Source organism: Dietzia natronolimnaea (assembly GCF_002289575.1).
GTDB lineage: Bacteria > Actinomycetota > Actinomycetes > Mycobacteriales > Mycobacteriaceae > Dietzia > Dietzia natronolimnaea_A.
Genome location: NZ_NTGA01000026.1, coordinates 37,542 through 58,919, shown reverse-complemented (window position 1 = coordinate 58,919; position 21,378 = coordinate 37,542). Strand labels below are relative to the sequence as shown.

24 protein-coding genes are annotated in these 21,378 nt (G+C 70.1%); 13 read left to right on the top strand and 11 right to left on the bottom strand.

Annotated elements, in window-relative coordinates:
• Positions 1-3 precede the first annotated feature (3 nt).
• On the bottom strand, positions 4-420 hold the full coding sequence (locus CEY15_RS14480; protein ID WP_095719028.1) for a PaaI family thioesterase: 417 nt from the start codon (positions 418-420) through the stop codon (positions 4-6).
• An 89-nt stretch (positions 421-509) separates the two neighbouring features.
• The gene (locus CEY15_RS14475) at positions 510-1,274 is read right to left on the bottom strand and encodes a hypothetical protein (RefSeq protein WP_031265053.1); all 765 of its coding nucleotides are present in this window, start codon (positions 1,272-1,274) and stop codon (positions 510-512) included.
• Between the two features lie 297 nt (positions 1,275-1,571).
• On the opposite strand from CEY15_RS14475, the gene gndA reads away from it, so the two are divergent.
• The 3 genes from gndA to CEY15_RS14460 are packed head-to-tail and all read left to right on the top strand — an operon-like array spanning position 1,572 to position 5,394.
• On the top strand, positions 1,572-3,044 hold the full coding sequence (gene gndA / locus CEY15_RS14470) for an NADP-dependent phosphogluconate dehydrogenase (protein ID WP_095719027.1): 1,473 nt from the start codon (positions 1,572-1,574) through the stop codon (positions 3,042-3,044).
• Positions 3,011-4,369, top strand: coding sequence for a DEAD/DEAH box helicase (locus CEY15_RS14465; protein ID WP_095719026.1), 1,359 nt, complete (start codon positions 3,011-3,013; stop codon positions 4,367-4,369). The genes gndA and CEY15_RS14465 overlap by 34 nt, the downstream gene beginning before the upstream one ends.
• Complete coding sequence (locus CEY15_RS14460; protein WP_245847632.1) at positions 4,366-5,394, top strand: hypothetical protein; 1,029 nt, start codon at positions 4,366-4,368, stop codon at positions 5,392-5,394. The genes CEY15_RS14465 and CEY15_RS14460 overlap by 4 nt, the downstream gene beginning before the upstream one ends.
• On the opposite strand, the gene CEY15_RS14455 is transcribed toward CEY15_RS14460, so the two are convergent.
• Positions 5,351-6,286 (bottom strand): hydrogen peroxide-inducible genes activator, encoded by a 936-nt coding sequence (locus CEY15_RS14455; protein ID WP_017837727.1) that lies wholly within the window; start codon positions 6,284-6,286, stop codon positions 5,351-5,353. The genes CEY15_RS14460 and CEY15_RS14455 overlap by 44 nt on opposite strands.
• A 154-nt stretch (positions 6,287-6,440) precedes the next feature.
• Between CEY15_RS14455 and CEY15_RS14450 the strand changes: the two genes are divergently transcribed.
• The 3 genes from CEY15_RS14450 to CEY15_RS14440 all read left to right on the top strand — a co-directional run bounded on the left by CEY15_RS14450 (position 6,441) and on the right by CEY15_RS14440 (position 8,573).
• Positions 6,441-7,037 carry a peroxiredoxin gene (locus CEY15_RS14450; protein ID WP_017837726.1) on the top strand — a complete coding sequence of 199 codons (597 nt, stop codon included), beginning with the start codon at positions 6,441-6,443 and terminating at the stop codon, positions 7,035-7,037.
• The gene (locus CEY15_RS14445; RefSeq protein WP_017837725.1) at positions 7,034-7,558 is read left to right on the top strand and encodes a carboxymuconolactone decarboxylase family protein; all 525 of its coding nucleotides are present in this window, start codon (positions 7,034-7,036) and stop codon (positions 7,556-7,558) included. The genes CEY15_RS14450 and CEY15_RS14445 overlap by 4 nt, the downstream gene beginning before the upstream one ends.
• A gap of 187 nt (positions 7,559-7,745) precedes the next feature.
• Positions 7,746-8,573: a hypothetical protein gene (locus CEY15_RS14440; protein WP_095719025.1), complete on the top strand. Its 828-nt coding sequence runs from the start codon at positions 7,746-7,748 to the stop codon at positions 8,571-8,573.
• A 125-nt stretch (positions 8,574-8,698) separates the two neighbouring features.
• Here CEY15_RS14440 and CEY15_RS14435 read toward each other — a convergent pair whose 3' ends face one another.
• The 4 genes from CEY15_RS14435 to dut form a co-directional block, all read right to left on the bottom strand.
• Entirely contained in the window at positions 8,699-9,424 is a 726-nt protein-coding gene (locus CEY15_RS14435; RefSeq protein WP_095719024.1) for a DUF3159 domain-containing protein, read from the bottom strand.
• On the bottom strand, positions 9,421-9,804 hold the full coding sequence (locus CEY15_RS14430; protein WP_245847631.1) for a hypothetical protein: 384 nt from the start codon (positions 9,802-9,804) through the stop codon (positions 9,421-9,423). Before CEY15_RS14430 ends, CEY15_RS14435 begins: the two co-directional genes overlap by 4 nt.
• 42 nt (positions 9,805-9,846) lie before the next feature.
• A complete protein-coding gene (locus tag CEY15_RS14425) occupies positions 9,847-10,701 on the bottom strand; it encodes a DUF3710 domain-containing protein (RefSeq protein ID WP_095719022.1) in 855 nt (284 codons plus the stop codon).
• A gap of 79 nt (positions 10,702-10,780) precedes the next feature.
• Entirely contained in the window at positions 10,781-11,260 is a 480-nt protein-coding gene (gene dut, locus CEY15_RS14420) for a dUTP diphosphatase (RefSeq protein WP_017837720.1), read from the bottom strand.
• A gap of 53 nt (positions 11,261-11,313) precedes the next feature.
• Between dut and CEY15_RS14415 the strand changes: the two genes are divergently transcribed.
• Positions 11,314-11,820 (top strand): DUF3093 domain-containing protein, encoded by a 507-nt coding sequence (locus tag CEY15_RS14415; RefSeq protein WP_245847630.1) that lies wholly within the window; start codon positions 11,314-11,316, stop codon positions 11,818-11,820.
• A 4-nt stretch (positions 11,821-11,824) separates the two neighbouring features.
• Here CEY15_RS14415 and CEY15_RS14410 read toward each other — a convergent pair whose 3' ends face one another.
• Positions 11,825-12,127, bottom strand: a complete 303-nt coding sequence (locus CEY15_RS14410) for a DUF4193 domain-containing protein (protein WP_017837718.1) — start codon at positions 12,125-12,127, stop codon at positions 11,825-11,827.
• A gap of 206 nt (positions 12,128-12,333) precedes the next feature.
• Between CEY15_RS14410 and cei the strand changes: the two genes are divergently transcribed.
• Positions 12,334-12,972 carry an envelope integrity protein Cei gene (gene cei, locus CEY15_RS14405; protein WP_017837717.1) on the top strand — a complete coding sequence of 213 codons (639 nt, stop codon included), beginning with the start codon at positions 12,334-12,336 and terminating at the stop codon, positions 12,970-12,972.
• On the opposite strand, the gene CEY15_RS14400 is transcribed toward cei, so the two are convergent.
• The gene (locus CEY15_RS14400; RefSeq protein ID WP_095719020.1) at positions 12,962-13,849 is read right to left on the bottom strand and encodes an inositol monophosphatase family protein; all 888 of its coding nucleotides are present in this window, start codon (positions 13,847-13,849) and stop codon (positions 12,962-12,964) included. The two genes, cei and CEY15_RS14400, sit on opposite strands and share 11 nt — an antisense overlap.
• A gap of 157 nt (positions 13,850-14,006) precedes the next feature.
• On the opposite strand from CEY15_RS14400, the gene ppgK reads away from it, so the two are divergent.
• Both ppgK and CEY15_RS14390 read left to right on the top strand, forming a co-directional pair.
• Complete coding sequence (ppgK, locus tag CEY15_RS14395) at positions 14,007-14,852, top strand: polyphosphate--glucose phosphotransferase (protein WP_017837715.1); 846 nt, start codon at positions 14,007-14,009, stop codon at positions 14,850-14,852.
• 181 nt (positions 14,853-15,033) lie between these two features.
• Positions 15,034-16,419 carry an RNA polymerase sigma factor gene (locus tag CEY15_RS14390; protein WP_017837714.1) on the top strand — a complete coding sequence of 462 codons (1,386 nt, stop codon included), beginning with the start codon at positions 15,034-15,036 and terminating at the stop codon, positions 16,417-16,419.
• Between the two features lie 82 nt (positions 16,420-16,501).
• Here CEY15_RS14390 and CEY15_RS14385 read toward each other — a convergent pair whose 3' ends face one another.
• Both CEY15_RS14385 and CEY15_RS14380 read right to left on the bottom strand, forming a co-directional pair.
• On the bottom strand, positions 16,502-18,346 hold the full coding sequence (locus CEY15_RS14385; protein ID WP_176475130.1) for a DEAD/DEAH box helicase: 1,845 nt from the start codon (positions 18,344-18,346) through the stop codon (positions 16,502-16,504).
• A complete protein-coding gene (locus CEY15_RS14380) occupies positions 18,339-18,584 on the bottom strand; it encodes a DUF3039 domain-containing protein (protein ID WP_017837712.1) in 246 nt (81 codons plus the stop codon). The genes CEY15_RS14385 and CEY15_RS14380 overlap by 8 nt, the downstream gene beginning before the upstream one ends.
• Before the next feature lie 57 nt (positions 18,585-18,641).
• On the opposite strand from CEY15_RS14380, the gene CEY15_RS14375 reads away from it, so the two are divergent.
• The 3 genes from CEY15_RS14375 to CEY15_RS14365 are packed head-to-tail and all read left to right on the top strand — an operon-like array spanning position 18,642 to position 21,348.
• Positions 18,642-19,178 carry a DUF3099 domain-containing protein gene (locus CEY15_RS14375; protein WP_095719019.1) on the top strand — a complete coding sequence of 179 codons (537 nt, stop codon included), beginning with the start codon at positions 18,642-18,644 and terminating at the stop codon, positions 19,176-19,178.
• Positions 19,175-20,818 carry a DUF7059 domain-containing protein gene (locus CEY15_RS14370; protein ID WP_095719018.1) on the top strand — a complete coding sequence of 548 codons (1,644 nt, stop codon included), beginning with the start codon at positions 19,175-19,177 and terminating at the stop codon, positions 20,816-20,818. Before CEY15_RS14375 ends, CEY15_RS14370 begins: the two co-directional genes overlap by 4 nt.
• Positions 20,815-21,348 (top strand): D-aminoacyl-tRNA deacylase, encoded by a 534-nt coding sequence (locus CEY15_RS14365; RefSeq protein ID WP_095719017.1) that lies wholly within the window; start codon positions 20,815-20,817, stop codon positions 21,346-21,348. Before CEY15_RS14370 ends, CEY15_RS14365 begins: the two co-directional genes overlap by 4 nt.
• The last annotated feature ends 30 nt before the right edge of the window (positions 21,349-21,378 follow it).

Here is a 21,378-nt window from a genome sequence, read left to right as displayed (position 1 = left end):
CGCCTACTGAAGATTCGCGAGCCGGACCTGACCCACGGCGGCGGTCCGTCCGTCGTCACCGGTGATCTCCACCCGCCACAGCTGCTGGGTGCGGCCGCGGTGCACGGGGGTGCCGGTGGCCGTGAGGGTGCCCTCGGTGACCGCCCGCAGGAAGTCGGTCGAGTTGTTGACCCCGACCACCTTGCCCTCGCCACCGAGCCACACGGCGCCCGCCACGCTCGCGACCTCCTCGGCAATGGCGCAGTAGACGCCGCCGTGGACGATCCCGTAGGGCTGGAGCAGGTGCGGTCCGACCGCCACCGACACGACCACCCTGTCCGGGGTGATCTCGAGGTACTCCATCCCGATCCCGCCACCGAAACCCGCACCGGCTCCCGCCCGGATCATCGTGATGAACTCGTTGTCGACCGTCTCGGACATCGGACCTCTTCTCCCGACCCGGGCGATCCGGGCGACTCAGGCACCGACGCTACCGCGCCTCCGCGCCCGTCGCGCGGAGTCGGACGTGCTCAGCGGACCGAGCGCCAGCCCCGGTCGCGCACCGGGATCGGTCCCGCTCCGGGCGTCCGCGGGAGCGCGCTGCGCTTGCGGACCGCGAGACCCGAGTCGTGGAGCGCCTGCAGGACGAACTGGCCGCGGCGGTACCCGGTCTCGGCGCTCGAGTCGGCGAAGGTCGGGACGATGGTCGCGGCACCCAGCACGCACTCCCCGACCACCGACCACAGGGTCTCGACGCTGCAGTTGCTCACACGGGCGAGGCCGTCGAACACCGGGCCCAGCGTCATCCGCGAACGACAGGCGAGCCAGTGGGCGAGCGCCTGTTCGCACGGCAGGACCACCGTCCCCGGGGAACCCGCCCTCGGGTCGTCGCCCAGGACCCGCAACGTGGTGTCGCGGACACCCGCCCAGTCGAGTCCCCCCTCGATATCGGTACGGACCGCGAGGTTCTCCGCTCCGGTGTCCCACACCCGGCCGATGGTGACGAAGCTCGCGACCGCGCGGCCGATCACCCCGTGGGCGAACGCGTCCGCGACCAGATAGGTCGAGAATCGGATGTCCCCGGACTCCGCGAAGTAGTCGCGGAACATCGTCTCCACCCGCCCGCCGTCCACGGCTCGCTCCAGGGGAACCCACCGGCGGCGGGACTGCGTACCGAGATCCGCGATCGAATAGAACTTCGGGTATCCCGGCCTGAAACCCGCGAGCACCTCGACGGTGTCGTCGAACACCGTGCACGAACCCACCGCGTGTGTGGGCAGCATGGAACTGGTCATGTCTGCTGCTTCCCCCTCGATGATCACTTCCCGTTCAGGGCCAACCACCCACCGGTGCCAGTCCGCGGCGCGTTTCCCCCCGTTCCGCGGGCAGACCGGTGTTCAGGCCCGGTAATAAGTGATACAACAGGCCGCCTACTGTATCCAAGGTTTTCTTGGTGGCTCCGCGAATCAGTGCACTCAGTGCACCACTGATATGTCAGCAAGCAATCGGGGTCCAGCGCACCCCCTGACACGCCCCGATCTCCCATCGACGCAGGTCCATCGCTCGGCGGGCCGTGGACTAGTCTGGGACCCATGAGTACTGAGCGCGAGGACGCGCAGCCGACTTCAGACACCAACGGCACCGCCGACATCGGAGTCACCGGACTCGCCGTGATGGGCTCGAACATCGCCCGCAACTTCGCCCGCCACGGGTACACGGTCGCGGTCCACAACCGCTCCGCCGGGAAGACCGACGCGCTGCTGGACGAACACGGCGGAGACGGGGCATTCGTCCGCACCGAGACGATCCAGGAGTTCGCCGCCGCGCTGCGGTCCCCGCGCCGGGCGCTCGTCATGGTTCAGGCCGGCGCCCCCACCGATGCGGTGATCGAGGCCCTCGCCGACGCGTTCGACGAGGGTGACATCATCATCGACGGCGGCAACTCCCTCTACACCGACACCATCCGCCGGGAGAAGGCGATGGCCGACCGGGGGATCCGGTTCATCGGCGCCGGGATCTCCGGCGGCGAGGAGGGCGCACTCGAGGGCCCCTCGATCATGCCGGGGGGACCGGCCTCGAGCTACGAGGTCGTCGGGCCCATGCTGGAGGACATCTCCGCGAAAGTGGACGGGACCCCGTGCTGCACCCACATCGGCGAAGACGGCTCCGGCCACTTCGTCAAGATGGTGCACAACGGGATCGAGTACTCGGACATGCAGCTCATCGGGGAGGCATATCACCTCCTCCGCGGTGTGGCCGGCATCGAGCCGGCGGCCATGGCCGACGTGTTCCGCGAGTGGAACACCGGCGAGCTCGACTCCTACCTCATCGAGATCACCGCGGAGGTGCTCGCCCAGGTGGACGCCGAGACCGGGGCGCCGTTGGTCGACGTGATCGTCGACCGCGCGGGGCAGAAGGGGACCGGCCGCTGGACGGTCAAGTCCGCTCTCGACCTGGGAGTCCCTGTGACCGGCATCGCGGAGGCGGTCTTCGCGCGCGCCCTGTCCAGTTCGGTTCCGCAGCGCGAGGCGGGTCGGGCACTGCCCTCCGGCGCCGTGTCGACCCCGCGCGAGACCGGCGCCGAGTTCATCGAGGACGTCCGACGAGCGCTGTATGCGTCCAAGGTCATCGCCTACGCCCAGGGGTTCGACCAGATCACCGCCGCCACCGCCGAGTACGGGTGGGATGTCGCGCGGGGCGACCTGGCCACGATCTGGCGTGGGGGGTGCATCATCCGCGCCACCTTCCTCGACCGCATCCGTGAGGCCTACGCCGAGAACGCCGACCTCCCCACCCTGCTGGCGGCCCCGTACTTCGCCGAGGCCCTCGCCGACTGTGTCGACAGCTGGCGCCGCGTCGTCACCACTGCGGTCACCGCGGGGATCCCGGCTCCCGGATTCTCCGCCGCCCTGGCCTACTACGACGGGCTCCGGACCGAGCGACTTCCCGCCGCACTCATCCAGGGTCAGCGCGACTTCTTCGGAGCCCACACCTACCTGCGGACCGACCGGGAGGGCAGCTTCCACACTCTGTGGAGCGGCGATCGTACGGAGGTGCGGGCCTGACCGGCTCGGCTCAGACCGATCTGGGCCGCCTCCTCGCCGAGCTCGGCGTGTCGGTCCCGGTCAGGCACGCCGTCTCCACCGTCGTCGACGGAGCCGCGAGCGCGATCCAGGCCGCCGCGCTCGAGGACGCGGTGGCCGGCCGAGATCTCCTCGCGGTCGCTCCGACCGGCTCCGGCAAGACCCTGGTGTTCGCCATCGCCGTGGTGCACCGTCTGGCCGGGGCCCCGAGCCTGCCTCGTCGTCCGCGCGCCGTCGTGGTCGCGCCGACCCGCGAGCTGGCGGTGCAGAACGCCGAGGTACTCGCCGAGGTCGGCGCGGGTGCAGGCCTCCGCGTGGCCACCTTCGTCGGAGGCCAGCCACTGTCCAAGGATCGCCGGACCCTGGTGGCGCCGGTCGACATCGCGGTGGGAACCCCGGGCCGCCTCACCGATCTGCTCCGAACGGGTGACCTGTCCACCGAGGATGTCCGGGTCCTCGCCCTGGACGAGGCGGATCACCTGCTGGGGCCGTCCTTCGGCGAGCAGACGGCGGTCCTGCTGGCGGACTGCGGTGACGCGACCCTGTTGTCGACAACGGCCACGGCGGACCCCGGGGTCGAGGACGCCCTACAACGCCGGCGACCGGGGCTGTGTATCCACCGGGTGGACTCCCCCACCGCCCAGTCACCGGGGCACTCCCCCACCTCCCCGTCACAGGCGCCCGTCGCCGCGGCGGGAGCACCCCGACGACTGATCGTCGTCTCCGCATCGGATCCCGACTCCTATGCGGTCGCCCTGGCGGCCCGGTGCCGACGGGCATTGTTCTTCGTCACCCGCCGCGACGCGGTCGAGCAGTTGCGCGCCTCGATCTCGGCTACCGGCGTCACCGCGGCCGGAGTGGCGGGTTCCGCCTCGCCGACGAGACGATCCGGCGCCTTCGCCGATCTCGCCTCGGGCAAGGTCCGGGTCCTGGTGAGCACCGACCTCGCCGGGCGCGGACTCGATCTCGACGGGATCGGCCACGTCATCCACGTCGGCCCGCCGCATTCCGTCGAGGATCTGGTCCATCGCTCAGGCCGTACCGGGCGCGGGGACGACACCGCCGGGGTGGTGGCCGCGGTGGTCAGACCGTCGGAGGTCGCGCGGATCAGTGCGCTCGCACGTGAGGTGGGCATGACCGTCGACGTCGTCGATCCCACCCGACCACGCGCCGCCACTCTGCTCGACGACCTCTTCGGACCGGAGATCACGCCACCCCGCCGTCGGCGGGAACCCGCGCCACCGGCGCGGTCCCGACGCCCGGCCCGGTCCCGGGTGCACCGCCCCAAGAAGAAGCGACGCACGTGACCACGAGCCATCGCGCACCCGATGTCGTTCTGCTTCCCGAGGCCCTCTGGCGCACGCTGGAACTCCGGCACACCGGGGCCGTGGATTCGATGACCGGAGATCACCTCGAGCGACGACGACGAGGTGAGCCCCACCCGGTCGCGGACTTCCTCTTCACCTACTACCGGACGAGCGTCGCCACCGTCCGCCGCTGGCACCCCGGCCCCGGCATCATCCTGGAGAACGCCCACCTGACCGAGCGGGTCCACTGGCGCCACTACGAGCGGGCCTCGCTCCACGGTCGGGCCGGTCTGATCGTGGATCCCGAGTCCGTCCGGGCCCGCTGCGCCCCGCGGATCGCGCGGGCACGCGCGATCGTCGAGGCCACCGCCTCGAGGCCGGGCGCCATGGGGTGTTTCGGCCTCCATGAATGGGCCATGCTCTACCGCGGTGGGGACGACGACTTCCGGCACCACCGGGTTCCTCTACGGGTGTCGCACGCGCGGATCGACGAGGTCGTCGAGCAGTCCCGGCTGCGATGCACCCACTTCGACGCCTTTCGGTTCTTCACCGATCCGGCCGTCCCCCTCAACCACCACGTGCTCACACGCGAGGGGCAGTTCCGATATGAGCAACCGGCCTGTCTGCACTCCGGCATGGATCTCTACTCGCACGTCGCGGCCATGGAGGCCGGTGCTCCCGGCGAGCTCCTGCGGGACACGCTGGGCGCCGCATTCGATGCCCGCGAGGTCGATATGCGGTCCTCCCCCTACGACCTCTCCGCCTGGGGTCTGGAGCCGATCCCGGTGGAGTCGCCCGAGGGCCGTGCGGTGTTCGTCGCCCACCAGCGCGCGTGGATCGGGCGGACACAGGCGCTCCGAGCCCGCTTCCTGGAGTCGGTCCGGCGCCTGGAGCCCTCGACACTGAAGCCCTCGACACCGGAGTCGTCGAGACTGGACTCGTCGAGACCAGTCCTGTCGGTCGACAGCGACGGACGACCCGTCAGGCGGGAACAGCACCGAACAGCCGCTGGGCGACCCCGGTGATCACGCTGCCGAGTTCGGTGTAGGCGTCGTCGTCGGCGGTCGCGGTGCGAAGCACCAGGCCCATCGTCCGGCCGGGGGCGGGCTCGCGGAACCGGGCCACTCCTAGTCCCGGGTCGCGACTCTCGGACACCACGGCGGACTCCGGGACGATCATCACCCCGAGTCCCCCCGCGACGCATCTCACCGCGGTGGTCAGGGACGCCGCGCGCGACCCGCCACGGCCCAGGATCGGAGCCGACACCCGCCGACACAGGTCCACCGTCTGGTCACGCAGGCAGTGACCCTCGTCGAGCATGAGGAGGGGCAGTTCCACGAGCGCCTCCAGGGAGAGGTCGTCACGCCCGTCGAGCGGGTGGCCGGCCGGGACGAGGAGTGCGAACGGTTCGGCGTACAGCGGCATGCCTGCCGCGCCCGCCGCATCGGTCGGCAGGGCCATGATCGCCACGTCGAGCGCACCCGACCGCAGCTGCTCGAGCAGTCGCGCGGTCTGGTCCTCGACGATCCGCGGCCGCAGATCCGGGAAGCGGTCCGAGAGAGCGGGAAGGAGCCCCGGCAGCAGGTACGGGGCGGCCGTGGGGATCACACCGATCCGGACGTCTCCGGACATCGGACCCCCGCTACCCGCGGCGATGTCTGCCACGGCGTCCATCGCACCCACCGCCGCCCGCGCGAACGGGAGGAGTTGGTGCCCGACCGGTGTGACGAGCACGGTCCTGGTGCTGCGTTCGACCAGATGGACCCGCAACCCCTCCTCCAGTGTCGCGAGGGCCTGGGAGAGGGAGGGTTGACTCATCCCCAACTCCTCAGCGGCACTTCGGAAGTGAAGGCGTTCCGCGACCGCGAGGAACACCCTGAGCTGGGTCACGCTCGGAACGAACCGCTGATTGACCATGTCGATCAGTGTAGAGCGATCGATAGCTCGCCGTCGATGATTATTTGCTCCCCCCTATGAGTGATCTTTGCCTCATTAGGCTTCACCTCTCACCGGATGTCGGGCATAGTCTCTGCTGCCCGTTGAATGACGGCCGCCAACTTCAGGAGGACACATGGCTATTCTCACCATCGGTGACCAGTTCCCCGACTTCACGCTGACCGCGCTCAAGGGCGGCGACCTCCAGCAGGTCAACGCCCAGCAGCCCGAGGACTACTTCGAGACGATCACCAACCAGTCCTACGCCGGCAAGTGGCGCGTGATCTTCTTCTACCCGAAGGACTTCACCTTCGTCTGCCCCACCGAGATCGCGGCGTTCGGCAAGCTCGACGAGGACTTCCAGGACCGCGACACGCAGGTTCTGGGTGGTTCGATCGACAACGAGTTCGCCCACTTCAACTGGCGTGCGACCAACGACGAGCTCAAGGGTGTCCCGTTCCCGCTCCTGTCCGACATCAAGCACGAGCTGATCCGTGAGCTCGGTGTGGAGAACGCGGACGGGGTCGCCGACCGCGCCACCTTCATCGTCGACCCGGACAACGTCATCCAGTTCGTCTCCGTGACGCCGGACGCCGTGGGCCGCAACGTAGACGAGGTCCTCCGGGTGCTCGACGCGCTCCAGTCGTCCGAGGTCTGCGCGTGCAACTGGCAGAAGAACGACCCGACGAAGAACATCAACAAGATGGACATGTTGCAGGAGGGGATCAAGTGAGCATCGAGAACCTGAAGTCCGGACTCCCCGAGTTCGCGAAGGATCTCAAGCTCAACCTCGGGTCACTGGCGCGTTCCACCGAGCTGACCCCTCAGCAGCTGTGGGGCACCTTCCTGGCCACCGCCGCGGCGACCCGGTCGGAGACTGTGTTGTCCGAGATCGCCGATGAGGCGCGCGAGCATCTGACCGAGGAGGCGTTCAACGCCGCCCTGGGTGCCGCGTCCATCATGGCCATGAACAACGTGGCCTACCGCGCCAAGGAGTTCCTGGGCGACGACTACACCCAGGTCCGGATGGGCCTTCGGATGAACATCATCGCCAACCCGGGCGTGGAGAAGGCCGACTTCGAGCTCTGGTCCATGGCCGTCTCGACCATCAACGGCTGCGAGAACTGCACCGCCGCGCACGATGACGTCATCCGCAAGGAGGGCATCACCAAGGAGCAGGCCTGGGAGGCCGTCAAGATCGCCGGCACCGTGGCCGGAGTCGCTCAGGCTGTGGAGATCCACGCCAACGTCTGACGCCCCGTTCCGGGCACCGGAGCCAGAGCCCCGTCGACATCGTCGACGGGGCTCTGCTGTGTGACCTGCCTTTCCCTGAAGTGCCTCTCCCAAAAACGCCGTGGTGGGACTAGGTTCGGACGCGGAGGAGTGGAAATATCATTCACACCAGTTCCGCGCCACCGAACCGACGAGAGATGGAGATGCCATGACCACCGGAGGCACACCGCCGCAAGGCGGGTACCCGAATGATCCGAACGGCCCCGGCCCCACCCCCCAGAGCTGGGGCGGGGAGCCATACGGAGGCCAGGGTGACGCCCAGGGCTTCGGTCAACAGTCCTTCGGGGGCCACGGATACGGGGACGCCTACCCCCAGTCCGGCCCGGCGGATTGGCCGGTGATGTCCGGCAAGGTGTCCGCGACCGACGCCATCGGCGCGGGCTGGCAGATGTTCAAGAACAATCCCCTGCCGTGGGTCCTGATCATGCTGATCATGTTCCTCGCCAACGGCGTGGGGAGCTGGATCCAGAACTCGCAGTCTGCATCGGTGTCGTTCGTGGGCTCGATCCTCACGATCGCGGTGAGCCTGGTGTTCCAGGCCTTCCTCATCCGGGGCGCCCTGCTTGAGGTCGACGGCCACAAGCCGGAGATCGGCGACTTCTTCAAACTCCACAACTTCGGGGCGTTCGTCATCGCGGCGATCCTCGTGGCCATCGCGACGACCATCGGGTTCATCCTGCTGATCATCCCCGGGATCGTGATCGCGTTCTTCCTGTACTGGACTCTCCACTTCGTCGTGGACCGCAACATGACCGCCATCGACGCGATGAAGTCCAGCGTCAACGCGATCAAGTCCGATGCCGGCAACCTCTTCGCCCTAGCCCTGCTCAACATCCTCATCGTCATCGCCGGTGCCCTGGCCCTGCTCGTCGGGTTGCTGGTCGCGGCCCCGGTCGCCGCCCTGGCATCCGTGTACGCCTATCGCACCATCACCGGTCCGAGCGACTTCTCGCGCATGGCCACCAGCGGGGTCTGATCGCAGCCTCACACGCACTCGCGGGAGACCGGTGACCCGCTCCCACAGGGAACTGCCCCCGACGATTCCGTCGGGGGCAGTTCTCGTGTCCACGACCGCAGCCCTCTGCCACCGTGGATCGGGGATCACTCGTCGGAGGCGTCCCGGGCCGCAGCGGGCTCGTTCTCGTGGGCCATCGCCCGTCGGACAGCCCAGATCGTCGCGGCGAACGCCACCAGCGCCAGCGGCCACCCCATGGCGATCCGCGCGGCCCCGAGCCAGTTGACCTCGTCGTTCAGGTAGAGCGCGTACTGCAGGACGGCACGGATCGCGAAGAGACCGGCCCAGATCCAGGTGGCGATGGCGTACCACCGTCGCGCGGGCGGGTTCCGACGCCACGCCATCCCTCTACCGTCGATCAACCCCCAGATCACGCCGACGAGCGGCCAGCGCACGAGCGCGGACAGCGCGAAAGCCCCGCCGTACACCGCCTGCGTGATGATGCCGTAGAGGAAGTACCCCTTCGCGTCGCCTGTCCGCCAGGCGATCAGCACACCGATCGCGACACCGATGAACCCGGAGATCGCCGGCTGAGGGTTCTCCCGTCTGAGCAGGGACCACATCAGCATGGCGACCGCCACACCGAGCGCGGCCCAGATCGCCACCGTCAGCCCCCAGAACCCGTTGACCGGGACGAAGGTCAGGATCGGGATCGAGGAGTAGACGAGCCCGCGGACACCGCCCATCTGCTCGAGCAGCGAGGCGTCCGGGTCACCGAAGGCAGACTTCCGCTTGGGTGGCGTGTCCACGGCGGGGGCGTCCCCGGTGTTCTCTGTGGAGGCCTGATCCCCCGCGCGTTCAGACTCGGTCACACTTCTCCTCCGCGTCCCGCGCCCGGTTGTCCGCTGAGCAACTCGTAGCGTGGATTGAACATGATCTTCTGGCCGGACCGGACCCCGATGCGGCCGGTCACCTTGATGAACCGGCCGGTGTCGATCCCGGGAATCGATCGTCGCCCCAGCCAGCACACGTCGACAGCCCCCGTGCCGTCGTAGACCTCGGCGGTCACGCCCAGGAACTGCTCTCCCCCGCCGGACAGGACCGTGCGCACCCGCCCGGCCAGGGTCACCAGTTGACCTCGCTGCGCACTCTCGACCGGCGAGCTGCACAGTCCCTGCACCCGCCCGGCCAGGTCCACGGCGTCGAGGGACTCGAGCGGCGCGGTCAGGCGGGACGAGAGTCCTCGGAACATCCGCGAGACGGACATGGCTTGCCTCTCAGCGCGTCGGCGGGGTCAGAGGTCGTCGGAGGTGCGGAGTCGGTCCATGGCGCCGGCGTCTCTGCGAGAAGGCGACCCGGGCTGCTGCTGGGCCTGCCCCGGCGACGGTGTCGACGCGGGCGCCTGGGGAGACGAGGGGGCCTGGTTCTGTGCGGCCTGGGGCCGCACCTGCGGCGCGGCCTGGCCCTGCTGACCCGCCGCCATCTGCTGCTGGTAGGCCTGGGCCTGCTGCTGCGCCGCGAGTTGCGACTGCGCCTTGACCAGCGCCTGCTGGATCTCGTCGGGGATGGTCAGCGGCAGCGCCTCGCTTACGGGCATCGGCCCGTCACCACGGTTGATCATGAGGTGCGCGAACACCTCCCGGCCCTCCTCGGCGGCCTGCTCTGCCAACTCCGGGGTGGCCATGATGCGCACCTCGGCGGTCCACCGGTGCCCGTCGACCCCGATGGCGCGGAAGACCGCGCCCGGCATCGCGGCCACCAGCTCACGACCCCACGGGCCGTCGACGACGGTCACCTCGGCTCCCTGCGCCTCGAGTTGCTCGCGCATGCCCGCGACCATGGTCCGCCACTGCCCTGCGGACTTCGGCGCGGCGAAGGCGCGCGGGATGACCCGGGAGACGGAGGTGACCACGTGGAATTCCGGCTGACCGTTCGGGTCCAGCGCGACGTTCAGATCGCGCCCCTTGGGGACGCCGATCACCAGGGACCCTAGATCGATGTGTCCGTACCCGAGGTCGGTGTAGTACCGGGCCACGTCCCCGACCGAGGAGCGGTCGTGAGGACCGGTCGTGGACGGTGCGGAGTCCGCGGGCTCCGCGGGGGCGGCGGCGACGCGGTCCCCGGTCACCGACTTCTTGCGTCCGAACATGGTCGAATCCTCTCCGCGTACGACCCGGTCCCGGACGGGACCGTGCCTCTTGACGCTACCCAACGATGAATGGCGCCGGTCAGGCCAGGCGGTGGTGACCGCCGGTCGACCCGTGACCCCGGTCGCCCCGGGCGGTCTGATCGAGCTCGTCGACCTCGAGGACCTCCCAGAGCTCGACCCTCTGGATGATCAACTGCGCGATCCGGTCCCCGCGGCCGATCCGCACCGGCTCGGACGGATCGAGGTTGACGAGATTGACCTTGATCTCGCCCCGATATCCCGAATCGACGGTCCCCGGCGCGTTGACGATCGAGAGCCCCGCACGCGCGGCGAGCCCGGATCTGGGGTGGACGAGTCCCGCATATCCGTCCGGGATGGCCACGGATACCCCCGTGCCCACAAGTGAACGATGCCCGGGCTCCAGCACGAGGTCCTCGGCGGAGTAGAGGTCGATGCCCGCATCCGAGGGGTGTGCGCGGGACGGCACCGGGAGACCCGGGTCCAACCTCCGTAGACGCAACGGTCCGCCCCCTCCGGGCGAGTGATCCGGGTTGTTCATCGCTGTACGCCCTCCTGCCGGGCGGAGCCCGGGTGATGGATAGTCTTGATCTCGTGACCGAAGATGATCTCCGACCGTCTCCCGACCGTGTCCCGCGTCCCGTTCACTCGGAACGATTGCGGGTACCGGGATGGTGGTGGCTCGTGCTGGCCGCCGTCACCGCCCTCGTCGTCGCGGTGGCCTCGATCCTGGGCGCCCCGTGGTGGCTGTGGCTCCTGTGCGTTGTCGTGCCCGCCCTGTTCGCCTGGCTCTTCGTCACCGTCGGTCGCGAGAGTATCGAGGTCGAGGCCGACGGTCAGGGCGGAGGAACCCTCTACGCGGGCCGGGCGCGTCTGCCGTTCGAGGCGATCGCTCGGAGCGCCGTCGTGCCCGCGACCGCCAAGCAGGCCGCGATGGGGCGCCAGCTCGACCCGGAGGCGTTCGTCGTGCATCGCGGTTACGTCCCCACCATGGTGATCGTCGTTCTGGACGACCCGCTGGACCCCACGCCCTACTGGTTGATCAGCACCCGCGATCCGGAGGGTCTCGCGGCCGCCCTGCCGGACACGCGCTACAGCTGAACGATCAGCCCGCGCAGTCCACGCAGATCGGCAGACCGTCCCTCTCCAGGGCGAAACGACTGCGGTGGTGAACGAGGAAACACTCGCCGCAGGTGAACTCGTTGTCCTGTTCAGGGATCACGCGGACGGTGAGTTCCTCCCCTGAGAGGTCCGCCCCGGGAAGCTCGTAGGACTCGGCGGTGTCCGTCTCGTCCACGTCGACCTCGCCGGTGGCACCCTCCGCCCTTCGGGCCTTGAGTTCCTCCAGCGAATCGCCGGCCAGCTCATCGGCTTCGGTCCGGCGGGGTGCGTCGTAGTCGGTTGCCATGTGTCTCTTCTCTAGCGGTCTGGTGACGAGGGGCGGACGGTGCGATCGTGGACCGACCGGCGCCCGCATATTAGCGGAATCCAGCAGGGATTTCATCCGCGCTGGCGGACCGTGTCCCCGTCGGGTCGCCGATCGCGCGGCGATTACAGTGATGGCGCGGACCCGGGCCGGGCTCCGACACCGTTTCCCCTGCAGGAAGGGCCCTCATGGTCGTCCACCTCAGCGCCCAGGCGACACCCAGTCCGACCCCCGCTCGGGGGTTCGGCCGGATGCGCAGCCCCTACGTCCTGTTCGTGGTGGCCGCGTTGGTCCTCGGGGGTCTCGTGTGGGTGACCGCCCTGAGGGGGAGCGATGCCGCGACACAGGCCGCCGCCTGCCCGGTGACGCCGGCCGCCCAGGAGGCGGGCCTGGAGGAGCAACCCGCCGGCGCGCTCGACTCCGTCGAACCGGCCGTGCTCTCGGACACGAGGATCCGGGTGCTCAACGCGAACGGGCAGAGCGGGCAGGCGGGCGCGGTCGCCGCCCAGCTCGTCGAGCGCGGATTCCAACCGGTGGGAGCCGATGCCACCGGGAACGACCCCGTGTACGCCCAGGATCTGGAGTGTCACGGCCAGATCCGGTACGGGGAGGCCGGGCAGGCGAACGCCCGCTCACTCTCGCTCGCGGCGCCGTGCATGCAGCTGGTGGCCGACGGGCGGACAGATTCGTCGGTGGACCTGGTGCTCGGGACGATCTTTTCCCGGCTGTCGGATTCGGCGGAGAGTGTGGGCGCACTCGACGAGCTGAAGCTGGGTCGTCAACCGATCTCCGCTGAGCTGGACGCGGCGCGCTCGGTCAACTGCTGACCGGACCCCCGAGGCCCTCGAGCGCGGCCAGGAAGTCTTCCGCCACACCGGGCGCGGCGGCGACGGTGGGGACCTCGTCGTCGGCGGCGACCCTCACCATCGCGCCGGCCTCGGCGGCGATCAGCGCCCCGGCCGCGTGGTCCCACGGCTTGAGGCAGCGCTCGAAGTAGGCGTCGATGCGGCCGGTGGCGACCATGCACAGGTCCAGCGCCGCGGAGCCGCACCGTCTGATGTCACGGATCCGTGGGAGGAGGGCAGCGACCGCTCGCCCCTGCTCCGCCCGAACGTCCGCGTCGTAGGAGAACCCGGTGCCGACGAGCGCCATCGACAGGTCGTCACACGCTGACGCCGTGAGTCCGGTCACCGTTCCCGCGGCGGATCGTAGGCTCGATCCGCGGCCGACCGCCGCGGTCCAGGTCTCGCCGGTGACGATGTTGTGCACCGCCCCCGCGAGCACCACCCCGTCGACCTCGGCCGCCACGGAGACAGCCGTGAAGGGGATCCCGTAGAGGAGGTTGACCGTTCCGTCGACCGGGTCCACCACCCACCTGACCACGCCCCGCCCGGCGGCGGCAGGCTCCTCGCCGCCCTCTTCACCGCCTTCCTCGCCACCCTCCTCACCCAGGACCCGGTCACCGGGCCGCTCGGTGGTCACCAGCTCGCGCAGATGCCGCTCGACGGTGGTGTCGATGACGGTCACCGGGTCGGTCGCCGAGCTCTTGGCGCGTGGATCCAGCCCTGTGGAGTCGAACTGCTCCAGCATCCGCCGGGCAACGCCCCCGCCCGAGACCGCGAGCCGGTCCGCGAACATCCTCAACTCGTCGACATCCACCGGATGGTCTCGTCCGGCGAGGCCCTCCACCGTCTGCTCCGACACGTCTTCTCCCCTCGTCATCACCGAATGGCCCGGTCCCCCGGCGCACCGGGCGGATACTCTGACGAACGGGTGCTCGCCCGCCCCCATCGTGCCCCGCCGGCCCGGTGGTCTCCAACCCTCAGCCGTGACCCCGCGGCCCGTCCCACGGGAGCCAGAGATGCCGACCACCAGCCCCTCCGAGCGCACCCAGGCATCGGACACCCCCACCGGCGTGGGGGTGGACGTCGGCGGCACCGGGATCAAGGTCGGACGGGTCGATCTGGGCACCGGCGAACTCATCGGCGACCGGCTGACACACCCCACCCCGCAGCCGGCGACCCCGGACGCCGTCGCCGGGGTCATCCGCTCGATGGTCGAGGAGGTCGGGTGGGACGGACCGGTGGGCGTGGCGCTGCCCAGCGTCATCCACGACGGGATCGCGCGGATCGCCCACAACATCGACCGCTCCTGGGTGGGCTGCGACGTCGTCGCACTGTTCGCCGAGCACCTCCCGGGACGCCCGGTGGTGATGCTCAACGACGCCGACGCCGCGGGGATCACGGAGGTGCACTACGGCGCCGGTGAGGGCGTGGACGGACTGGTGATCCTCCTGACCTTCGGCACCGGCATCGGGTCGGCGTTGCTGCTGAACGGTCATCTGATCCCCAACACGGAGTTCGGGCACCTTCTGGTCCAGGACATCGACGGCCGGGGGGTCGACGAGGCCGAACACCTCGCCTCCGCTGCGGTGCGGCACCGGGACGGGCTGACCTACGAGCAGTGGGCACCGCACGTGTCCAACGTCCTGCGGTCCCTCGAGGACCTGCTGTGGCCTCGCGCCTTCGTCATCGGGGGCGCGATCAGCGAGGCCGCCGAGGAGTGGTTCCCGCTGCTGGAGAACCGCACCCCGGTTCGCGTGGCGGTCCGACGTGGCGACGCCGGGATCATTGGCGCCGCCCTGTACGCGGCGGCGAGCACCGGACTGCTGGACCTGGACGCGACGGTGTCCCCGTCCGACCGCTGATCCCTCGCCGACAGCGCCTGATGCGACCTCCGGGCCCGATCCTCGTTACAATGGCGCAGGCCGGGATCACCTACCGGCCGGGGACGGGCCCGGTACCGCAAGGCGGACGGCTCGCGAGTCGGCACACTGTGCGGCATCGATCCCCGTTTCCCATCGAATCACCGGTTGTGAAGGGGCGTTTGTGGCAGCCACGAAGACCACCAGTTCGGATTCCGCGATGAGCGGCGATCCGTCGGACACCGAGGTCACGGGCGAGGCCCCCGCCAAGAAGACCGCGGCGAGCAGGACACCAGGGAAGAAGACCGCCGCCGCCAAGAAGACCGCGGCCAAGAAGACCGCTCCCGCCCGGAAGACGGCGGCCAAGAAGACCGCCGCGAAGAAGACCGCGGCCAAGAAGACGGCGGGTGCGGGCGATCCCGCGGACGCCGCGTCGATCGACGACGCACCCGTCGAGGCCCTCGAGGTCGAACCGGACACCGCCGAGCTCGAGGACGTCGAGGTCGATGTCGTCGACGTGGAGGACACGGAGGCCGACGAGGAGACCAAGGACGGCCCCACCGCCAAGGACAAGGCGTCGGGGGACTTCGTCTGGGACGAGGACGAGTCCGAGGCCCTCCGCCAGGCCCGCAAGGACGCCGAACTCACCGCCTCCGCCGACTCCGTCCGCGCCTACCTCAAGCAGATCGGCAAGGTCGCCCTGCTCAACGCCGAGGAGGAGGTCGAGCTGGCCAAGCGGATCGAGGCCGGCCTCTACGCCACCTGGTTCATGGCGCAGGTCGCGGAGCGTGGCGAGAAGCTCACCACCGCCCAGCGACGGGACTACAAGTGGATCGAGCGGGACGGGGTCCGCGCCAAGAACCACCTACTCGAGGCCAACCTCCGCCTCGTCGTGTCCCTGGCCAAGCGGTACACCGGTCGCGGAATGGCGTTCCTGGACCTCATCCAGGAGGGCAATCTCGGCCTGATCCGCGCCGTGGAGAAGTTCGACTACACCAAGGGTTACAAGTTCTCGACCTACGCGACGTGGTGGATCCGCCAGGCCATCACCCGTGCCATGGCCGACCAGGCCCGCACCATCCGGATCCCGGTCCACATGGTGGAGGTCATCAACAAGCTCGGCCGCATTCAGCGGGAGCTGCTCCAGGACCTGGGCCGCGAGCCCACCCCGGAGGAGCTCGCCAAGGAGATGGACATCACCCCCGAGAAGGTGCTGGAGATCCAGCAGTACGCGCGAGAGCCCATCTCGCTCGACCAGACCATCGGTGACGAGGGCGACTCGCAGCTCGGCGACTTCATCGAGGACTCCGAGGCCGTGGTGGCCGTGGACGCCGTGAGCTTCACGCTCCTGCAGGACCAGCTCCGCTCCGTTCTCGACACCCTCTCCGAGCGCGAGGCGGGCGTGGTGCGCCTGCGCTTCGGCCTCACCGACGGGCTGCCCCGCACGCTCGACGAGATAGGGCAGGTCTACGGCGTCACGCGCGAGCGCATCCGCCAGATCGAGTCCAAGACCATGTCGAAGCTGCGTCACCCCTCGCGATCCCAGGTCCTGCGCGACTACCTGGACTGAGCTCCGAGACGGAAAAAGGGCCCCGCCGGTGGCGGGGCCCTTCTTCGGTGTCCGGGGGTTGGAGTCGCGGTTCTACCGCGGATCACCAGCTCCGCAGCAAGGAGATACGCTCACGGATCTGATCGGCCGAGGCCATCGGCACCGGTGGACCCCCGCAGGCGTTGCGCAGCTGCGTGTGGATCGCGCCGTGGGACCTGCCCAGACGGCCGGAGTACACCGAGACCAGCGTGTTGAGTTGGCGCCGGAGGTCCTTGAGCTCCGCCGCCGACGCCACCCGGGCGGCCGCCGCGCCCGCGTGCGCCCCCGGGCCGCCGGCATTGCCCGGCAGGGTGGTGCCGGAGATGGCCGGATCCGTTCCCACGCCGACCACGGCGACGGGCCCGGGCGCGGAGGCCTCGCCGGAGGTCCGCCGGATCTGCTCCTTCTCCCGCTGGCGCAGGAGCGCCTTGACGTCATCGGCACCGAGTAGACCCGGAAGCCCGATGTAGTCGGCCTCCTCTTCGCTCCCGGCGAAGGTGGCCGTGCCGTAGGAGGACCCTTCGTAGACGATCTGATCGAGCTCGGCGTCCGCACCGAGGGATATGTATCCCTTGTCCTCCTCGTCGGCGGTGTCGGGTTCGTCCTGCTGCTGGTTCGCCTGGGCCAACAGTTCGTCCTCGAGCCCGTCCTCGCGGTGGGGTTTGCCCAGGACATGATCCCTCTGGGCCTCCATCTGCGAGGCGAGCTGCAACAGGACCGGGACCGACGGCAGGAACACCGACGCGGTCTCCCCGGGCCTGCGAGACCGGACGAACCGCCCGATGGCCTGGGCGAAGTACAGGGGAGTCGAGGCGCTGGTGGCGTACACCCCCACGCTCAGTCGCGGCACGTCCACCCCCTCCGACACCATGCGGACGGCGACCATCCACTCGTCCGTCGAGGCGGAGAACGTGCCGATCCGGCTCGAGGCGGTGGGGTCGTCGGACAGGACGACGACGGGGGCCCGCCCGGTGATCTCCGTGAGCAGTGCCGCGTACTCGCGGGCGCGTTCCTGGTCGGTGGCGATCACCAGCCCGCCGGCGTCCGGGACGCCGCCGGCCCTGATCTGCCGGAGCCGGGTGTGCGCGGCCTGGAGTACCGCCGGCATCCAGTCGCCATGAGGGTCCAGGGCGACCCGCCAGGCGCGGGAGTTCTGGTCCGCGCTGAGCGGTTCGCCGAGCCGGGCGGAGAACTCCTCGCCGGCGTTCGTGCGCCAGCGGGCCTCGCCGGAGTAGGCCAGGAAGACGACGGGCCGCACGACGCCGTCGGCCAGGGCGTCGGCGTAGCCGTAGGAGTGGTCCGCCCTGGACCGCTGATGGCCCTGGCCGTCCGGCTCGTAGGTGACGAACGGGATGGGACTGTCGTCCGAACGAAACGGTGTCCCGGTCAGCGACAGTCGACGCTCGGCATCGTCGAACGCCTCGCGGATGCCGTCGCCCCAGCTCTTGGCGTCCCCGCCGTGGTGGATCTCGTCGAGGATCACCAGCGTTCGGCGGGACGCGGTCCGTTCGCGGTGCTTGAAGGGATGTGAGGCCACCTGGGCGTAGGTGACCACCACGCCGTGGAACTCCGGTGCCAGGGCCCCGGAGGAATTGGAGTACTCGGGATCGAGCGCGATCCCCGCCCTCGCGGCGGCCTCGGCCCACTGGAACTTGAGGTGCTCGGTGGGGGCGACGACAGTGATCGCGTCGACCGTCCGGTCGGCCAGGAGTTCGGTGGCCACGCGCAGACCGAACGTCGTCTTACCGGCGCCGGGGGTGGCCACGGCGAGGAAGTCCTTCGGCCGTGCCATGAGGTACTTGCGCAGGGCGGTCCGCTGCCACGCGCGCAGTGGTGCGCCGGTGGCCGTCGCGGTGGCGGGATCTGCGGTCTGCTCCTCGGTGCCCGGGACCGCGCCGGGATCACTCACCAGGCTTCAGGGTCTCGTAGACGCGCTTGCACTCGGGGCAGACCGGAGAGCCCGGCTTGGCGGACCGGGTGACCGGGAACACCTCGCCACACAGGGCGATCACGTAGGAGCCCATGACCGCGCTCTCGGCGATCTTGCTCTTGTCCACGTAGTGGAAGAACTTGGGCGCGTCGTCCTGCGTCTCCTCGGTCGTGGTGACCTCGGGACGCTCGAGTGTCTTGGTCCGGGTGGTGCTCACCCCCTCATGATGCCGCACGCCACGGCCGCGGCGCCAACGCCGGAGTACCTTGGGGCCATGGCACCCGACTCCCGTCGCACGCGGTCCGAGGATCGGGACGGTTCCGCGAGGCCCGTTCTGATCACCGCCGCGCGTGAGTCCTACCGGGACGAGCTCGCGGCGCGGAAGAAGCGGTACTTCCTCCTGATGTCCGTCCGGATCCCCGCGCTGCTCCTGGCCGCGGGTTCCCTGGCTCTGTGGAACAACCCGTGGATCGCGCTGGCCATTGTCGCGGGGTCCATCCCGATCCCGTGGATCGCCGTGCTCAGCGCCAACGACAGGCCTCCGCTACCCAAGGGACAGGCGCGTCTCTACACCGCGGGTGCCCTGTCCGCGAACACACCGTCCGTCGTGCCGCCGGGGCTCGCGGGCATCTCCTCGCGTCCCACCCTCTCCCTGCAGGGCACGGTGGGTGAAGACCCGGTACCCGAGCGGTCCGCGCCCGGCGACGGGGCCCCGGAGGGCACCGACTCCCCGAAAGGCCCCGACTCCCCGAAAGGCCCCGACTCCCCGGGCGGCGCCGACCTCCCCGACGAGAGCGACGACGCCCGGTGACCCCTGCAGTCCCGACGCTCACCCGGCTCGCGCCGCTCCTGGCGGAGGCCTTCCGAGAGCACCACTTCACGGTCCCCGGGCTGGAGAATGCACTGGGGCCGGCGGCGATCGCGGCCCTCGCGCGCTCTGATTCGGCATCCGTCCGGAGGCACGCCCGCACAGCCGGACCGACCGGGACGTTGGTCCGTCTGTTCGTGCTGAACGACGCGGTCCCCGAGAGCGAGGTCGTCCTGGCCCTGCCCGGGGTGGACGCCGAGGACGGGATCGATGCCGGGTTGTGGACGCGCCCGTCCGCCCCCGGAGGAACCCTTCGTGCACTTCTCGACCTCCGCCCCGTGGACACCGGCCACGGCACGCGATGGGTGTTCGCCGACATCGACGGGTCGATGGTGCACTCCTCGACGAGGTCCGATCACGTTCTCGGGGTGGGTCAGGCCACGCTGTCCCTCCTGAGGATCACCCCCACCTCCCGGGTGGGCTCTGTTCTCGACCTGGGCACCGGCTGCGGCATCCAGATGGTGCACGCCCTCGAGACCGCGGCGACGGCGACGGGCACCGACATCGCCCCGCGGTGCCTGGCGTTGGCCGCCGCCACGCTCGCGATCAACGGGCTGGAGGGGGAACTGCTCACCGGCCCCTGGTTCGAGCCCGTGGCTCACCGACGATTCGACCGCGTCGTCGCCAACCCACCGTTCGTGGTGGGCCCCGCGGATCCCGCCCACTCGTACCGGGAATCCGGGCTCGCCCTCGACGGCGCGAGTCAGACGGTCGTCTCCGGGGCCCACGGCCACCTGACCGAGAACGGCACCGCGGTCATCCTCGCGTCGTGGGTGGAGCGTTCGGACGCCGACTGGAGGACCCACGTGGCGTCGTGGATCCCCTCGGAGGGCGTGGAGGCCTGGGTTCTGCGGCGCGACCGCTCGGACCCCGAGCTCTACGTGTGGACATGGCTCACCGACGAGGGTATGGATCCGCGGGACGAGTCCACCGCCCTCGCCGCGGAGACCTGGCTCGACCACCTCCGGGACCACGAGGTCGACGGGATCGGGTTCGGATACGTCTACCTTCGGCGGATCGACGGCGCCTCCTCCGTGCTCTGTGAAGACCTGACCCACCCCTTCGACGAGGGGCTCGGCGACGAGGCCGAGGCCTACTTCGCACGGTCGGCGTGGCTGCGGTCGGCGACGACCCGGCAGGGTGGGCAGGCGCGGGCCCTGGACACGACCGTGTTCACGGTCTCCCCCGATGTCTATCTCCACTCCTCGGAGAGCCTGGCGCCGGACCCCGATCCCCCGGGAGCGGAGGAACCCGATTCCGCGGCGCGGACCGGATCTGTAGTCGTCGAGCGGGTCACCGGGGCGCGCTGGCGCCACGAGATCGATCCCCTGACCGCGACCGTCCTCCGGGGGGCACGGATGGGCGCGCTACCACTCGAGGACCTGGTGGTCCTGGCCGCCGCCGGGGCGGGCGAGGACCCGGTGGAGCTGGCGGACCCCGTGCGCAGGGTCGTCGCCGATCTGTTCCTCCACGGTGTCGTGGTCCCCGCCGGGGTCCCCGGGATGCTCCCGCCCGGCGTCTCGGCCGCGGCCTCCGCGGGGTCTGGGGGGTCCGGGGGGTCCGGGGGGTCCGGGGACCGATGAGAGCCGTGATCTCCCGGGTCACCGAGGCGTCTGTGACCGTGGACGGGGCTGTCGTGGGTGCGCTCCCCCGCGCCGGGCTGCTGGTCCTGCTCGGCGTGTCGATCGACGACGACGAGACGGACGTCTCCACGATGGTCCGCAAGATCGCGGAATTGCGCATCCTACGGGGCCGGTCGGGCGACGACGACGACGGCGCGGTCCAGGACGCCGCGGGCTCGGTGGGCAAGGTCGATGTGGGCGCTGTCGAGGTGGGCGCTGTCGAGGTGGGCGCGGTCGAGGCCGGCGCGCCCGTCCTGGTGGTCAGCCAGTTCACCCTCATGGGCTCGACGGCCAAGGGGCGCCGGCCGTCGTGGTCCCGCGCCGCCCCCGGCGAGCAGGCCGAAGCAGCTGTCGATGCGGTGGTCCGCGGGCTCCGGGAGCGTGGGCTCGAGGTCGCGACCGGGGAGTTCGGCGCGATGATGCAGGTCAGTTCCGTCAACGACGGCCCGTTCACCGTCCTCGTGGACACCTCTGCGTCCCGCGTCTCGTGACGGGCGTCATCATCCCGGGAACATTCCCGT